Source organism: Magnetospirillum gryphiswaldense MSR-1 v2, assembly GCF_000513295.1.
GTDB classification, from domain to species: Bacteria; Pseudomonadota; Alphaproteobacteria; order Rhodospirillales; family Magnetospirillaceae; genus Magnetospirillum; species Magnetospirillum gryphiswaldense.
On record NC_023065.1, the window covers coordinates 3,368,145 to 3,384,069 of the forward strand.

The 15,925-nt window shown below is 64.3% G+C and carries 16 protein-coding genes; 5 read left to right on the top strand and 11 right to left on the bottom strand.

Annotated elements, in window-relative coordinates:
* The first annotated feature begins 57 nt into the window (after positions 1-57).
* Together MGMSRV2_RS16200 and MGMSRV2_RS16205 are read left to right on the top strand one after the other, a co-directional pair.
* Positions 58-699: a hypothetical protein gene (locus tag MGMSRV2_RS16200; RefSeq protein WP_024081441.1), complete on the top strand. Its 642-nt coding sequence runs from the start codon at positions 58-60 to the stop codon at positions 697-699.
* A 77-nt stretch (positions 700-776) separates the two neighbouring features.
* A complete protein-coding gene (locus MGMSRV2_RS16205) occupies positions 777-1,124 on the top strand; it encodes a hypothetical protein (RefSeq protein WP_024081442.1) in 348 nt (115 codons plus the stop codon).
* A gap of 7 nt (positions 1,125-1,131) precedes the next feature.
* Here the strand turns inward: MGMSRV2_RS16205 and MGMSRV2_RS16210 are convergent.
* From MGMSRV2_RS16210 to MGMSRV2_RS16240, 7 genes are all read right to left on the bottom strand, one after another.
* A protein-coding gene (locus MGMSRV2_RS16210) for an IS630 family transposase (RefSeq protein WP_144084247.1) occupies positions 1,132-2,093 on the bottom strand; the annotation gives its coding sequence in 2 pieces (ribosomal slippage) (positions 1,132-1,745 and positions 1,745-2,093; 963 coding nt in all).
* A gap of 95 nt (positions 2,094-2,188) precedes the next feature.
* A complete protein-coding gene (xth, locus tag MGMSRV2_RS16215) occupies positions 2,189-2,977 on the bottom strand; it encodes an exodeoxyribonuclease III (protein WP_024081443.1) in 789 nt (262 codons plus the stop codon).
* A gap of 266 nt (positions 2,978-3,243) precedes the next feature.
* Positions 3,244-3,900: a LolA family protein gene (locus tag MGMSRV2_RS16220; protein WP_024081444.1), complete on the bottom strand. Its 657-nt coding sequence runs from the start codon at positions 3,898-3,900 to the stop codon at positions 3,244-3,246.
* 55 nt (positions 3,901-3,955) lie between these two features.
* A complete protein-coding gene (locus tag MGMSRV2_RS16225) occupies positions 3,956-6,361 on the bottom strand; it encodes an FtsK/SpoIIIE family DNA translocase (protein WP_024081445.1) in 2,406 nt (801 codons plus the stop codon).
* A gap of 8 nt (positions 6,362-6,369) precedes the next feature.
* Positions 6,370-7,530, bottom strand: coding sequence for an aminotransferase class I/II-fold pyridoxal phosphate-dependent enzyme (locus tag MGMSRV2_RS16230; RefSeq protein WP_024081446.1), 1,161 nt, complete (start codon positions 7,528-7,530; stop codon positions 6,370-6,372).
* A gap of 112 nt (positions 7,531-7,642) precedes the next feature.
* Positions 7,643-8,959, bottom strand: a complete 1,317-nt coding sequence (locus MGMSRV2_RS16235) for an ammonium transporter (protein ID WP_024081447.1) — start codon at positions 8,957-8,959, stop codon at positions 7,643-7,645.
* Positions 8,960-9,162: 203 nt separating this feature from the next.
* Complete coding sequence (locus MGMSRV2_RS16240; RefSeq protein WP_024081448.1) at positions 9,163-9,501, bottom strand: P-II family nitrogen regulator; 339 nt, start codon at positions 9,499-9,501, stop codon at positions 9,163-9,165.
* 280 nt (positions 9,502-9,781) lie between these two features.
* On the opposite strand from MGMSRV2_RS16240, the gene MGMSRV2_RS16245 reads away from it, so the two are divergent.
* On the top strand, positions 9,782-11,011 hold the full coding sequence (locus MGMSRV2_RS16245) for a UbiH/UbiF/VisC/COQ6 family ubiquinone biosynthesis hydroxylase (protein WP_024081449.1): 1,230 nt from the start codon (positions 9,782-9,784) through the stop codon (positions 11,009-11,011).
* Between the two features lie 70 nt (positions 11,012-11,081).
* Here the strand turns inward: MGMSRV2_RS16245 and MGMSRV2_RS16250 are convergent, their stop codons facing one another.
* From MGMSRV2_RS16250 to MGMSRV2_RS21650, 4 genes are read right to left on the bottom strand one after another with little or no spacing between them, the layout of a single operon-like run.
* Positions 11,082-11,318: a DUF1178 family protein gene (locus MGMSRV2_RS16250; protein WP_024081450.1), complete on the bottom strand. Its 237-nt coding sequence runs from the start codon at positions 11,316-11,318 to the stop codon at positions 11,082-11,084.
* 46 nt (positions 11,319-11,364) lie between these two features.
* Positions 11,365-12,285: a site-specific tyrosine recombinase XerD gene (locus MGMSRV2_RS16255; protein ID WP_024081451.1), complete on the bottom strand. Its 921-nt coding sequence runs from the start codon at positions 12,283-12,285 to the stop codon at positions 11,365-11,367.
* The gene (locus tag MGMSRV2_RS16260) at positions 12,275-13,987 is read right to left on the bottom strand and encodes a hypothetical protein (RefSeq protein WP_024081452.1); all 1,713 of its coding nucleotides are present in this window, start codon (positions 13,985-13,987) and stop codon (positions 12,275-12,277) included. The genes MGMSRV2_RS16255 and MGMSRV2_RS16260 overlap by 11 nt, the downstream gene beginning before the upstream one ends.
* Positions 13,965-14,105 (bottom strand): hypothetical protein, encoded by a 141-nt coding sequence (locus MGMSRV2_RS21650; protein WP_024081453.1) that lies wholly within the window; start codon positions 14,103-14,105, stop codon positions 13,965-13,967. The genes MGMSRV2_RS16260 and MGMSRV2_RS21650 overlap by 23 nt, the downstream gene beginning before the upstream one ends.
* 139 nt (positions 14,106-14,244) lie before the next feature.
* On the opposite strand from MGMSRV2_RS21650, the gene MGMSRV2_RS16265 reads away from it, so the two are divergent.
* Together MGMSRV2_RS16265 and aroB are read left to right on the top strand one after the other, a co-directional pair.
* Positions 14,245-14,820: a shikimate kinase gene (locus MGMSRV2_RS16265; protein ID WP_041633690.1), complete on the top strand. Its 576-nt coding sequence runs from the start codon at positions 14,245-14,247 to the stop codon at positions 14,818-14,820.
* Complete coding sequence (gene aroB, locus MGMSRV2_RS16270) at positions 14,817-15,923, top strand: 3-dehydroquinate synthase (protein ID WP_041633691.1); 1,107 nt, start codon at positions 14,817-14,819, stop codon at positions 15,921-15,923. Before MGMSRV2_RS16265 ends, aroB begins: the two co-directional genes overlap by 4 nt.
* Positions 15,924-15,925: the final 2 nt, after the last annotated feature.

Here is a 15,925-nt window from a genome sequence, read left to right on the forward strand (position 1 = left end):
AACGCCAGACCTTCGTCCAGTTGCGCACAGACCAGAAGATGCGCACAGTCTGTGGGTATGGAACAGAATTCCTGCGTTAATAATCGTGCCTGTCATGCCATTTCCAGTGTGGTGCTGGACGTGGTGCAAGCGCTGCTGCGTGAGCGCTCGGTTAACGGCAAGGTGGATCTGGCCGACGTTGATCGGTTGATCGCGCTGGTCCGACGCGGCCCCATGAGCCTGGACCCCGCCTATGCTCAGCAAGAGGAACGCTGTCGCGCCCAGCATTCCAAGCCCAAGGGCAATGTGGGGGCGCGCTCCAACCCGTTCCAGCGGCTGATGGTGCGCCCCCTGGAACCCCTGCTGGGCCAGGTCCTGCCTCGCCCGCTGCTGGCCCATTACTTCGCCTTCGTCGATGTCGCCTTGGGGCCGGCGGCCCGCGACGAGTTGGACCGCGATTGCCGCGCCCTGATCCAGGCGCTTTTGGTGGTCCATGGCAACAACCTGACCTGGGACCATTTCTACGGTGATTCCCGTTCCACCGCCATTTTGCGTCGGGCCTTGGCCATCATCACCAGCATCCTGACCCAACCCCACGGTCCGGCCATGTGGCGCAACCATATGGGCCGCCCGGTGGGCGACACCCCCGCCCTCCAGGCCGAGCCGTTGAAAACCATCCTCGATTGCCTGCTGCAAACCCATCACGGTCTGGCCGCGTGACCCTCCCTTGACCAAAGTCGGGGCGTCGGGTCTGGGCATCGGTTAAACCAGACCCGTACTGGCAAGGAGCAGCACGGGTGAAGCACCACATCGCAACCTGGGGACCACGGATCGTGCTGGCCGCCGAGCTGGTCCTGTTCGCCGTCGTGGTCGGCCATGTCGATGCCGGCCTGAAGACGGAAATGGTCGATGGCCAGCCCTTCGGTCAATGTTCGCAGGCCCAGTTCGAGGCCATTGGCCTGGCTTGGCTGGGCATGACCTCGCTGGCCTTCATCGGCACGCTATGGTCGGTGTTCCGGCGCGGCAAATGGCTGGGGCTGGCCTTGTTCGTGCTGCCGGTGATCATCGCCACCACCATGGCCAAGTACCAGGAAGACCGCTATCCGCCGTGCTGGGACCGCCCGGCGGAACAAAGTCAGCGTTAGAGCATTTTCACATCGAGCGTCCATATCCGTCGTGGGCGAAGAAATTGGCGCATTCCTCGGGCGGAAACAGGTCGATGAGTTTTCCGATCACGTCCCATAAGGTGTTGATGGTGCGGGCTTGCGCCTTTCGCAGCAGGCTCTTGAGCTTGGCGAAGGCGAGCTCGATGGGATTGAGGTCTGGGGAGTAGGGCGGCAGATACCGCAGGGTGGCCCCTCGGGCTTCGATGAGTTGCTTGACCCCTGCCACCTTGTGGGCGGGCAGATTGTCCATTACGACGATGTCGCCGGGCCGCAAGGTCGGAGCCAGGACCTGCTCGACATAGGCCAGGAAGATCGCGCCATTCATCGCCTTGTCGATGACGAAGGGGGCGGAGATTCCGTCATGCCGGAGCGCCCCGACGAAGGTGGTCATTTTCCAATGACCGTGCGGCACCGCAGCCAGCAGCCGCTGACCGCGCGGCGCCCGTCCGTAGCGCCGGGTCATGTTGGTCGATGCCCCGGTTTCATCAAGGAAGACCAAGCGGGTTGGGTCCAGCGCCGGCTGCTCGGCTCGCCAGGCGATGCGTCCTTCGGCTACGTCGGGACGTTCCTGCTCGGCAGCATGCGCACTCTTTTTTTCAGACTGAGGTCGAGCCGCTCAAGCGTGTTCCACAGGCCGCCGACGCTGATCGACACGCCCAATTCGGCCAGAACCCAGGCGCGCAACTCAGCCAGCGTGGCATCGGGCTCGACCTTGATCTGCGCCTGCAACGCCTCAAGGTGAGCCGCCAGCTTCTGTCCTGGCCGCCCAGGCCGTGGCTTCACCGTCGTCTCGCCGGTGGCCCGGCGGCGGCCTTGGGCCTTGTAGATGTACGAAACGCTCACCCGGAACAGCGGCGCCACCTCGTAGGCGCTCATGCCGCTGTCCACAGCCGCCAAAACTCTATCGCGCAAGTCCTGAGAATAGGACTGCCCTGAGCGCCACGTCATCGCATCATCCTCGGGAGCGTTGTTACCGAAGATGTTGAATCACAAAATGACCTCAGGGGGAATCCTCTACCGATTCCGCTCGGCGTGAAACCGCTCTAGATATCCAGCTCCACCAGCACTGGCACATGGTCGGAGGGCTGGGTCCACGACCGGCACTCACGCAGCACCTCGACCGACCGCAAGGTGTCGCCCAGGGCCGGAGTGACCCATACATGGTCAAGCCGGCGACCGCGGTCGTTCTTTTCCCAATCGGGCGAACGATAGCTCCACCACGTATACAGGCGTTCCGATGGCGGAATGAAACGGCGCATGGCATCGACCCAGCCCAGGCTGGCTTGCATGCGGTCCAGCAAATCCACCTCGATGGGGGTATGACTGACCACCTTCAGCAATTGCTTGTGCGACCACACGTCGGTTTCCAAGGGGGCGACGTTGAGGTCGCCGGTCAGGATCACCCGATCGCCGGGCTTGTAGGTGCCTGCGTACCAGTCGGTGACTTGGCGCAGGAAATCCAGCTTGTGGGCGAATTTGTCGTTTTGCTGAGGATCGGGGATATCGCCGCCGGCGGGAACGTACAAGCAGTGGATTTCCGCCTCGTCCAGCTTGGCCACCAGATGGCGGCGGTCGTCGCGCCCACACCACGACGGCGTCATGGTTTCGCGGATTGGTCGCTTGGACAGGATGGCGACGCCATTATAGCCCTTCATGCCGTGGAAGGCGATGTGGGGAAAGCCTAAGCTCCGGCATTCATCGGCGGGAAACAGCTCGTCCACCACCTTGATTTCCTGCAGACAGATCACGTCGGGAGTCAAGCGCTCCACCACCTGGCGCAACAAGTCAAAGCGCAGGCGGATGGAATTGATATTCCAGGTGACGACACGCACGGGATTTCCCCTTGGCTGGTGGAACGCCGCTTTTACACCAGTTTCGAAGAAGTCCAAAAACACAGACGCCCGGCCAGGGGGGAAGGCCGGGCGTCCGGTAACCGCTCCGTGTGCGGAGCGACCGTGTGGGGCAAGCAGGGGAAACCGGCCCCACCGAGCAGGACCGTTGCGGTCCGTGCTGCTCTCTTCCTGAAATGGGAGGCCGGTGGGACAGTCAGTATGGATTATGGCGCATATCTGTCATGCGCCATAGTCATGGCTGGAAATCAGCCGTCGTTCAGCTTGGGTTTGGTGAACTTGGGATCGCTGAATTGGAACAGCTTGCGATCCAGGGTCATACCGCTTTGAGTCTCGTACAAAGAGACGGTGGTGATGCTGCCTTGCGCGTCCAAAACCCGCCATTGCCTGAGGGCAAAAGGCTGTTCGGTGAACACCAAGGTGATCTCGCCCTGGGCCGGATCATCACTTTCCACCACCGAAATGTTCAACACACCCGGCGCCCGTGTCACCCGTGACACCGCCAGATCCTTACCGTTCAACTGCACATTTTCACGCACCAGCACGCCTGCCGGGGTCGATCCCAACGGGATATAGCTGGGTTCACCCAGTTCCTGGTCATGGACGATGAGAAAATCGCCATCGGCCACCACCAGGATCGGCGACGGCGGGTCGTACTGCAAACGCATGCGCCCCGGACGCCAGAAATAGGCGGTGCCTTCCGATACATTGCCATTGGGGGCGAATTGCTGGAACCGCGCCTTCAAGGTGGTGATGCCGTTCATATAGGCCTCGGCCCGGACGACATCAGCCTTGTCCTGATCGGTCAGCGGCTTGCGCGGGCCGGCGGCCTGGGCCGGCAGGGCCAGAGGCAACAGCGCCAGCAGGGTCAGCAGGGTCAGCAGAAAGCGGCGATTGAACAACACGGGGGGCTACTCCTTGACCAGATGGGGATGGCTTAATCCCCGATCATGGCGAATTTTAGAAATCATCGCGGGTCTGGCGCACCAAAATCTCGCGCTTGCCCACGTGATTGGGCTTGCCGACCACGCCTTCGGTCTCCATCCGCTCGATCAGACGGGCGGCGCGGTTATAACCGATTTGCAGATGGCGCTGCACGAACGAGGTCGAGGCCTTGCCCTCACGCGCCACCAAGGCCACCGCCTGATCGTACAGATCGTCGCCGGAACCACCGCCGGAACCACCTGGACCACCGCCGAACTCGCCATCTTCTTCCTCGGTCACCGCCTCGATATAGGACGGCTCACCCTGGGCCCGCAGATGATCGACCACCTGTTCCACTTCCTGATCCGAGACGAAGGGCCCGTGGACACGGGTGATGCGCCCACCAGCGGCCATGTACAACATGTCGCCCTGACCCAGCAATTGTTCCGCCCCCTGCTCGCCCAGGATGGTGCGCGAATCGATCTTGCTGGTGACCTGGAAGGAGATGCGGGTGGGGAAATTGGCCTTGATGGTGCCGGTGATCACATCCACCGACGGGCGTTGCGTCGCCATGATCAGATGGATACCGGCGGCGCGGGCCATCTGCGCCAGACGCTGCACCGCCGCCTCGATGTCCTTGCCGGCCACCAGCATCAGATCGGCCATTTCATCGACGATGACGACGATGAAAGGCAGCGCCCTGAGCTCGAGTAATTGTTCTTCATAGATGGGCTTGCCGGTATCGGCGTCGAAACCGGTCTGCACCGTGCGGGTCAATTGTTCGCCGCGGTCGCGCGCTTCGGCCAGCCGCTGGTTATAGCCGGCGATATTGCGCACGCCCAATTGGCTCATGGCGCGATAGCGGTCTTCCATCTCGCGTACGGCCCATTTCAGCGCCACCACCGCCTTGCCCGGCTCGGTCACCACCGGGGCCAGCAGATGGGGGATGCCGTCATAGACCGACAATTCCAGCATCTTGGGATCGATCATGATCAGGCGGCATTCTTCCGGCGTCAGCCGGTACAAAAGCGACAGGATCATGGTGTTGACCGCCACCGACTTGCCCGAACCGGTGGTGCCGGCGATCAAAAGATGCGGCATGCGGGCGAGGTCGACCATGACCGGGCTGCCGCTGATATCCTTGCCCAGGACCAGGGTCAGCTTGGCCCCAGCCTTCTCGAATTGCTGGGCGGCCAGCAACTCGCGCAAATAAACCACTTCACGCCGCGAATTGGGCAGCTCGATGCCGATGACCGAACGACCGGGAATGGTGGCGATGCGCACGGACAGCGCGCTCATGGATCGTGCGATGTCGTCGGCCAGACCGATGACCCGGCTGGTCTTGGTGCCCGGCGCCGGCTCCAATTCATACAGCGTCACCACCGGACCGGGACGGACCTTGACCACCTTGCCGTTGACGCCGAAATCCTCGAGCACGCTTTCCAGCATCTTGGCATTCTGCGCCAGGGAATCCTGAGACAGATGGGTACGGTTCTGCTCCGGCGTCGGGGACAGCAGGGTCAAGGGCGGTACTTCATATCCCGGCCCCACCGGCCCGCCCAAATCCAGCATGCCCTGACGCGCCGCCTTTTCCCGCTTGCCCGCCGCCGGTGGCGGACGCTTGGGCTGGACCAGGGCGCCATGCTGGGGCATGCGCTCCAGCGCATCGTTATCATCGTCGTCGGCGGGAGCGGGGATGAAGGCGTCACCGTCTTCATCCTCATCCTCATCGTCCTCGACCATTGTCCGCCGGGCCAGGGGCGAGCGGCTGGTCACCATCACCGCCGGTTCGCGCCGGGCCGAATCCGGATTGGGGCGCAACGAAGCCGCCGCCCGCAACGACTTCTTGCCGGCCAAACCCAGCCCGGCCCAATCGGCGGGCGACAGGCCCAAAGCGAAGATACTGGCGAAAAAAGCCACGCCCAAACAGGCACTGCCCACCGCCCACAGCATATGCGGCGGAACATGGGGGGCGACGAAGGCGGCGACGATCACCTTGCCCAAGGCGCCGCCCGGCCCGACGGCAACACCGGACAGATGCGGCAACGGCAGGGCGGCCAGAGCCACCGCCCACACCACCACCACCAGCGGCAACAAGGCGATGCGCAGTCCCCACAGCCTTGGCGCCTGGGCCCGAACCAGCACCCGCATGCCCCAGGCGGCGGGAATCAACACCACCAGCCAGCCGCCCAGGCCGAACACCTGATCCAGCAGATCGGCCAAGGTGGCCCCCAACGGCCCCAGGGCATTGGTGACCGGACCGTCGACGGCGGTGTTGAAGGATGGATCGCGCGGATCGGCGGTCATCAGGGCAGTACCGGCCAGAATGGCCAGCACGGTCAGCGCCAAGCCCCCCAGACGGGCCACCAGCCGGCGCATGGCCGGCACGGTACCCTTGGGCAGAAAGCTGCTTTTCGGTGCCCCTTTTTTGGCCGCGGCCATTGCTCCCCCTAAAGCGTCTGCGCCATCAGCGTCAGTGCCCGTTCCGTAATTGCCAGATCATGGACCAAAGCCACGCGGATGAAACGATCCCCCACATCCCCACGTGACAGATACTTGCCGGGCAGCACCCGGATTTTCGCCTGTTGCCACAATTTCAGCGCCGCCTGTTCGCCGTCGCCCACATCCAGCCACAGGAAGAACCCCCCTGCCGGACGGACGAAACCGAAGCGTCCGGCGAAGATGCGTTCGGCCATGTCGAGCTTGGCCCGATAGAGATCGCGGTTTTCGCGCACATGGTCCTCGTCGCGCCACAATGCCGCCGCCGCCGCCAGGATAGGCAGGGGCGTCGCCGCCCCGCCATAGGAGCGCAAGCGGGCGAAAGCGGCCATCAGCCGAGTGTCGCCGGCGACGAAACCCGAGCGCAACCCCGGCACGCTGGAGCGTTTGGACAAGGAATGGAAGACCATGACGTTGTCCATGGACCCGTCCAATCGGGCGCAGGCGGAAAGCGCCCCCGCCGGTTCCTCGGCATCCCAGATTTCCGAATAGCATTCGTCCACAGCCAGGATGAAATTCCAGCGCCGGGCCAGTTCTATATGGCGTTTCAGCATGTCCAGGCTGGCGACCGAACCTTGCGGATTGGCCGGGCTGCACAGATAAGCCAGCTTGACCCGGGCCAGCACGTCGTCGGGCAAGGTGGTGTAATCGGGCTGCGAGGCCGGGCCGTGGGCGCCGGCGACGAAATAGGGCTCGGCCCCGGCCATCACCGCCGCCCCCACATAGACCTGATAGAACGGATTGGGCAGCAGCACCAAGGGCCGATCCTGGCCGGGCGTGATCACCGTCTGGGCGATCAGATAAAGCGCCTCGCGCGTGCCGGCCACCGGCAGGATGGCGCGGTCGGCATCGATCATGCCGGCGGGCAGTTGAAAGCGCTCGGTCAGCCAATCGGCGACGGCGCGGCGAAAATCCGGACTGCCGTTGGCGGGTGGATACTTGCCCCACGATCCGGCCTGTTCGGCCAGCACCCGCGCCAGCATGGGCGGCGGCGGATGTTGCGGTTCGCCGATGGACATGACCAGCGAATCGGGTGTGGCGGCACCGCCCAGCAGATCGGTCAACCGCTGGAACGGATAATCGGTGAGTTGGTCGAGCTGTGCATTGAACATGGGCTTTGTTCTAACCGATTCCGACGCCCGCGCCCATGGGGAAATAGCCGCCGATAAACAGAAGGGGCGCGGCTTGCGCCGCGCCCCTCCTTGCCGCAAACAGGATCCGGTTTTAGTGGATCGATTCGCCGTGCAGCGACAGGTCGAGACCTTCGCGTTCCTCGTCGGGGGTGACGCGCAGGCCGATGACCAGATCGATCACCTTCAACAGGATGAAGGAAGCGACCGCCGACCAGACGATGGTGGCGACGATGCCGTAGAGCTGGGTCAGCACCTGACCTGCATTGCCTTCCAGCAGGCCGGGGGTACCGCCGATGGCTTCGACGGCGAAGACGCCGGTCAGGATGGCGCCGACGATGCCGCCGATGCCGTGCACGCCGAAGGCGTCCAGGCTGTCGTCATACTTCAGCGCATGCTTGAGGCCGGTGGCGCCCCAGAAGCAGACCACGCCGGCGACGGCGCCGATGATCAAGGCCCCACCGACACCGACGAAGCCGGACGCCGGGGTGATGGCGACCAGACCGGCCACCGCGCCCGAGATGGCGCCCAGAACGGACGGCTTCTTGCGCAGAATCCATTCGGCGAAGATCCAGCCCAAGGTGGCGGCGGCGGCGGCGACCTGGGTCACCAGCATGGCCATGCCGGCACGGCCGTCGGCGGCGGCGGCGGAACCGGCGTTGAAGCCGAACCAACCCACCCACAGCAGCGAGGCGCCGATGATGGCCAGCGACAGATTGGCCGGAGCCAGGTTGTCGGTGCCGAAGCCCTTGCGCGGGCCCAGAACCACGGCCGCCACCAGACCGGCGATGCCGGCATTGATGTGGACCACGGTGCCGCCGGCATAATCAAGCACGCCGTCCTTGCCCAGGAAACCACCGCCCCAGACCCAATGGCACACCGGGGCATAAACCACCAGAACCCACAGGCCCATGAACACCAGCATGGACGAGAACTTCATGCGGTCGGCGAAGGCGCCGGTGATCAGCGCCGGGGTGATGATGGCGAAGGTCATCTGGAAGACGATGAACACGGTTTCCGGGATGACGCCGGTCAGCGAAGCGACCTCGACCCCGGCCAGCAAAGCCTTGCCCAGGCCGCCCACATAGGGGGTGCCTTCGGCGAAAGCCAGGCTGTAACCGACCAGAACCCACAGCACCGACACCAAGGCGGTGATGGCGAAGCTCTGCATCATGGTCGCCAGGATGTTCTTCTTGCGCACCATGCCGCCGTAGAACAGCGCGAGGCCGGGGATGGTCATCATCAGCACCAGCACCGTCGAGGTCAGCATCCAGGCGGTGCTGCCCGAATCCAACACCGGAACCGGAGCGGCGGCAGCCGCCGCTTCCTCGGCCAGCGCCGCGCCGGCCACAAACATCGAGGCAAACGCCATTCCGGCGCTGGCCATTACCTTTTTCAAACCTTGGTTCATGGGATACCCCCGAAACGGCTCTGCAGTGATTGGGGTGCCGGCTTCCCCTGAGGCTGTGCCGGCGCTGACCACGGACTTAACAAGAACCGTGCCAGCCTTTCCAATCAATGCTTCCGCCGCCTTCTCCTGTGAATGGGACAGTATGGGTGACTAATTCTTAAGCGCGCAGGTCCACCTCTGTACAAAACATGGGCAGATATCGATTACAGCGCTTCCGAATTGGCCTCGCCGGTGCGGATACGATAGGCTTGGCTGATATCCATGACGAAAACCTTGCCGTCACCGATCTTGCCGGTGCGGGCGGCGGTCTGGATCGCCTCGATGACGCGATCGACGATCTCGTCGTTGACGGCCACTTCGATCTTCACCTTGGGCAGGAAATTCACCACGTACTCGGCGCCGCGGTAGATTTCGGTCTGGCCCTTCTGCCGGCCGAAGCCCTTGACCTCGCTCACGGTCAGACCCTGGACTCCCAACGGGGTGAGGGCTTCACGCACCTCGTCCAGCTTGAAGGGCTTGATGATGGCCATGATCAGCTTCATCTCGTGGTCCCCTAAATACTAGGGCGGGGCTCATGTCATCCCGCCGGTTGATGGGTCATTGGGGCGCGTGTGCCGCATCCCTACGTGATGTTCCCCTTTCAAGAGCCGTGCCGGAATCAGGAATCCACTGATTGCGCCATCTTTAGGCCGATCCTCAAACCGGCTGATCTGGATTTATGCTCAAAATATAGCCACATCCCCTGCCCCCTGCCCGATTCATGCGCTTGCGGCTGCGGGACTTGCGCTTTGGCGGCAGCGATGGCACATCATGGATATGTCCATGATCGCATCTTCTCCGCCATCCCTTCAGGCCGACGTCCTCATCGTCGGCGGTGGTCCGGTCGGCGGCCTGACCGCCTGCGCCCTGGCCCAGGCCGGTTTTGCCGTCGCCTTGGTCGAAGCCGCCGATCCCGTCGATCTGGCCCGACCCGGTACCGATGGCCGCTCCATCGCCATTGCGCTATCGGCCAAGCGGGTGTTCGACGGCGCCGGGGTGTGGCCGCTGCTAGCGGATGAAGCCGGACCGATCCTGCAAATCCGGGTCACCGACGGCGCCTCGCCGTTGTTCCTGCATTACGACCACGACGCCATCGGCGACGAGCCCTTCGGCTGGATCGTCGAAAACACCACCATCCGCCGGGCCATCCATCAGCGCCTGGGCCAATTGCCCGGCGCCCAGGTGCTGGCTCCGGCTCGCGTCGCCGCCATCGATCGCGATGCCGACGGTGTCACCGCCACCTTGGCCGATGGCCGCACCATCCGCGCTGGCTTGGTGGTGGGCGCCGATGGGCGCGGCTCGACCATCCGCCGCTTGGCCGGTATCGGCGTGCAGCGCTTCGGCTACGGCCAGTCGGGCATCGTCACTACCGTGACCCATGAAAAGCCGCATCAGGGCATCGCCCATGAACGCTTTTTACCGTCCGGCCCCTTCGCCATCCTGCCCATGACCGGCAATCGCTCCTCCATCGTCTGGACCGAGCGGTTGCATCTGGCCGATGCCATCGTCGGGCAAAGCGATGAAGACTTTTTGGCGGAACTCAACACCCGCTTCGGCGATTTCCTTGGTCCGGTCACCCTGGCCGGGCCACGTTTCCATTATCCGCTGACCCTGCAACTGGCCGACCGCGCCATCGACCATCGGCTGGTGCTGATCGGCGACGCCGCCCACGGCATGCATCCGGTGGCCGGACAAGGCATGAACATGGGCATCCGCGACGTCGCCGCCCTGGCCGAGGTGATCATGGATGCCCGCCGCCTGGGCCTGGATGTGGGCGGCCCCGACGTGCTGGCCCGTTATCAGCGCTGGCGCCGCTTCGACAACATGCTGATGCTGGGGCTGACCGATGTGATGGTGCGGCTGTTCTCCAACGACATCGGCCCGCTGAAACTGGCCCGCGACCTGGGACTGGCGGCGGTGCAAGCCATGCCGGGGGCCAAGCGCTTTTTCATGAAGCACGCCATGGGCGTGGTCGGCGATCTGCCCCGTATGATGCGGGGCGAACCCTTATAATATAAGCCCGGCGGCGCCTGAGACGGCCCGCTCCGGGCACGTCACTGACAAATCACTGACCGCAGAGCGGTCAGTGTTGCCCGGCGAACTGGCAGCCGCCGCAGCCCATGGGGGTACAGGCGGGCGCTGGCGCGGCGGCGGCGGACTTGCCCACATTGGGGGCCATGATGGCTTTTCCCACCTTGGTGTCACCGCATTCCGGGCAGACCAACTGGCCCGCCGCCTTCTTGGCGTCGAAATCGCCGGAATTGTCGAACCAGTGTTCGAAGTGGTGGTCGTGGGCGCAGCGCAAGGTATAGAGGATCATGGTGAAGTGGTTCCGAAACAGGGTGGTTTGGCGGCTTATAGCATAATCACGATTTCGGTTTCAGCAACGCCGCCAGGGGATGGTGCTGGTTGACCAGCCGGACTTTCGGCTCTTCCAGCACATGGGTATAGATTTCGGTGGTGGCGATATCGGCATGGCCCAGCAATTCCTGCACCACCCTTAAATCGGCGCCATGGGCGAGAAGATGGGTGGCGAAGGCATGGCGCAGCACGTGCGGCGACAGCCGGCGCGGATCGATGCCGGCCTTCATCCCCACCCGCAGCAGGGCGCGGGCGAAACCGGCGCGGGTCAGATGGCCGGTTTTGCCGGAACCGGGAAACAGCCAGCGCGAAGTCTTTTTCTTGCCCAGCAAATCCTGACGCAGCGGCAGCCACACGCGCAAGGCGGCACGGGCCGGATCGGACAGCGGCACCATGCGTTCCTTGTCGCCCTTGCCGCGCACCACCAGCAAGGCGGGGTCACGGGCGACGGCGGAATAGGGCAGGCCGACCAGTTCCGACACCCGCAGGCCGGTGGCGTATAAAAGCTCGAGCAGCGCAGTCATCATTTCGCCCTGGGGCGATTCCAGGGCACGGGCGGCATCCAGCAGGTCGCCCACTTGTTTTTCCGACAGATATTTGGGCAAGGATCGGCCCAAACGCGGCGCGTCCAGGCGCGAGGTCGGATCGTCGGCGCGCCAGCCCTCGGCGAAGACGAAGCCGTAGAACTGACGCAGACAGGATAGACGGCGGGCCTGGGTGCGGGTGGCCATACCGGCATCGGCCAAAGCCCGCATATAGCCGGCCAGATCGGCGGGCCGGGCGGAAAGCGGCGACCCCCCCCGCTTGGTCAAGTAATTGTCGAGATCGTCGAGATCGCGGCGATAGGCATCCAGGGTATTGATGGCGGCGGCACGCTCCACCGCCATCATTTCGAGAAAGGCTTCCTTGTGCCGTTCAGATGCCATTGGCCAAAAGCGCCTCCAGGGCCAATTGCCGGGCATCCTCGGCCAAGCCGACCACCGCCAGGGCGCTGATCACCTCGGACAGGGTCATGGGATCGACCCGATCCAGCGGCACGTCGCCCATGGTGGACAGACCGGCCAGCAGCGTGCCGCCCAGCCGCGCATCCAGGGCAGCCCCCTGCATCAGCGCGAACAGGCCGGGATTGGGGCCGCCGGCAGGCAGGCTCAGCACCTCGAGCCAAGCGCTATCGGGCACCTTGGCCCCCAGTCCAGCCAAAACCCCCAGCACCACGGCGTTGCGCCGGGCGACAACATCCGGAGCCAGACCGGCGAGCGAGGCACGCCAGCCGGCCAGACCGGCCAACGATACCACCTTACCGGGGTCTTCGGTCAGAGCGGTCAAGGGCCACAGCTTTTCCGCCTCGCGCACCACACTGGCATCGGCCTTGGCGATATCCAGCCACTTGGCCGCCGCCTCCGCCCGGCCCAGGGCATAGAAGGCACGGGCGAAGAACGGCGCTTCCCGCGACAGCAGGGCATCGGGACGGATGGCGGCGATGATCGCCTCGAACACCCGGGCGGTGCCGGCGACCCGGTTGCGGGCCACCGCCAGTTCGATGGCGCGAGCGGCAAAGCGGGCCTTTAACAGCGGATCGGGCTGATCGAAGGCGGCGCGGAACAGCAGCGCCCGACCGTGGCCGGTCGTGGCGGCACGATCCATGGGCGAGGCCATCTCGTCGGGGGCGAAAGTCAGTTCCAGATACAGCTTGCGCAGATCGTCGGCGCTCATCAGCCCCACCGCCTCGGCCCGTTCGGCGGCGGCGACGCGCTGGGTCATGGGGGTAGCGGGATTGCCGGCGATGGCGCTGGCAACGGTGACCGGAGCGTTGGCCACCGCCTGCTCCGGCAGGGCCATCTTGGCCGCCTTGAACAACGCCACATGCAGGGGCGAAAGCTCCGTCACCTCGATCTTGGCGTTGGGAACGGGGGGCAGGCCGGCCAGAATCTCGGCGGCGGCGATGAAACCGCTATCGGCGGCTTTACGTTCCCGCAGCAGGTCCAGGGCCAGATTGCCTTCCAAGGTGCGACCGCTGACCAGATGGCAAAAGGTCAGCAGCCGGGCGTTTTCCGGGTCGGAACCGGGTTGGACGCGGGCGCAGGCCTCTTGCGTGCGACCGGCCAGTAGATGGGCGTCGCGCTGGACCTTGGTGGCGATGGCCCCTTCCACCGAGGCAGGCGCCACGCTGGACAGACCGGCGACGCCTTCCAGGTCGCCCAGGGCCAACAGGCGTTCAGCCCGCAATTCCACCAAGGACGGCTTGGTGTCGGGCTTGGTGCCGTCGGGCGGAATCGCCGCCGTCAGCAGCAGACGCCGTTCGAGCGAGCGCACGGTGGGCGAAGCATTGGCACCGGGCAGACGCGGGATCAGGGTACGGGCCACCTCGATACTGGTGCCGTTCCACATGGTGGCGGAGAAGCCGCCTTGCAGCACGTCCATGGTGCCGGCGGCTTCCGGGTTGGGCGCCTTCAGCGTATCGGTGCCGATCCGCCCGACATTCTCGTAAGACGGCGGATCGGCCCGTTCCATGGTTTCCGGGTCGAAGGGCTGGGTCAACGGCATGGGCTGCTGCGCCAGAGCGGGGGAGGCGACCAGGGAAAGAACCGCCAGGGCCAGGCCCAGCTTATTTCGGCAGGCGGTCATCATTAATCACCTTTTCCACCCGCGCCTTGGGCGCTGGCAAATCGAACGTGGCCAGGAAGATGCCGCCGCCCACCAGGACCAGCAGCACCGTAACAAGCAAAATACCGGCAATCTTTCCCATGGGACGCGAACAACCTTGCGTTTGAATTCTGGACAGGCCCGTTTCGGGGCGGATAAAAGTCATCAACGGACAAAATGGGGCGGCTCACCCTTGGGCTTCCCGTTCTTCGGCGTGCATGAACGCAAAATAGGGGTCGACCATGGCGAAACAGGGGCAGTGTATCGGCGTCGCCCCCGCGGATCAATCTCGGCTGGGGTCGCATCTTGACCGTACCGTCGTTCTGGTCGGGCTGATGGGGGCGGGAAAGTCCTGTGTCGGGCGCCGACTGGCGGCGCGGCTGGGTTTGTCCTTCATCGATTCCGACGTCGAATTCGAGACCGCCGCCGGCTGCTCCATCAGTGATTATTTCGCCAAACACGGCGAAGCCGCCTTTCGCGATGGCGAACGCAAGGTCATCGCCCGGCTGATGGAAGGCACCCCGTGTATCCTGGCCACCGGCGGCGGCGCCTTCATCGACCCGGAGACGCGCGACCGTATCAAGCAATCGGCACTGTCGGTGTGGATCAGGGCCGATCTGGACCTGCTGGTCAAGCGCACCTCGGGACGCGACCACCGCCCGCTGCTGAAGACCGGCGACCCGCGCGAAATTCTGTCGCGGCTGATGGAGGCGCGCTATCCCATCTATGCCGAGGCCGATATCATCGTCGATTCCACTGACGAACCGCCGGAAGTCACCGTCGCCAAGATTTGCCAGGAACTGGAGAACCGCCTATGAGCATCGACCGCCTGCACATGGAATTGGGCGACCGCGGATACGATATCCTGATCGGCTCCGGCCTGCTGGACCAGACCGGAGCGCTGATGGCCCCGGTGATGCGCGGCAAACGCGCCTTCGTCGTCACCGATGATCAAGTCGGCCCGGTCTATCTGGATCGGGTGCTGGCCTCGCTCGACAAGGCCGGCATCGCTCACGACCACACCCAGATCACCCACGGCGAACACAGCAAGGATTTCGCCCATCTGGAAGCCTTGGTAGAGTCCATGCTGGACGCGCGCTGCGAACGCTCCACCATGATCATCGCCTTGGGCGGCGGCGTCGTCGGCGATCTCACCGGTTTCGCCGCCGCCATCTTGCAGCGCGGCGTCGATTTCGTCCAAATCCCCACCACGCTTCTGGCCCAGGTGGATTCATCGGTGGGTGGCAAGACCGGCATCAACACCAAGAAGGGCAAGAATCTGGTGGGCGCCTTCCACCAACCGCGTCTGGTACTGGCCGATATTTCCGTCCTCGACACTCTGCCGCGCCGTCAGGTGCTGGCCGGCTATGCCGAGGTGGTCAAATACGGTTGCATCGACGATGCCGATTTCTTCACTTGGTTGGAAGCCAATGGCGATAAGGTCATCGACGGCGACGTCGCCGCCCGCCGCTACGCCGTGGCCATTTCCTGCCGGGCCAAGGCCCGCATCGTCGCCGCCGATGAACGCGAGGGCGGCATCCGTGCATTGTTGAACCTAGGTCACACCTTCGGTCACGCGCTGGAAGCGGAAACCGGTTACGGCGACGAGATCCTGCACGGCGAGGCGGTGGCCTTGGGCATGATCATGGCCTTCCGGCTGTCGGCGCGCATGGGCTTGGCCCCCGTCGCCGATGCCGACCGCCTGGAAGGTCATCTGGCGGCCATGGGCATGCCCACCCGCTTGTCCAAGCAACGTCATTGGAACGTGGAAAGACTGGTCCACCACATGGCCGGCGACAAAAAGGTCAAGGACGGCAAGATCACCTTCGTCCTCGCCCGCGGCATCGGCAAAAGCTTCCTGACCCCCGAGGTACCGCAACAGGCGGTGCACGACATGTTGGCCGAGTTCATCGGAGCCTGACA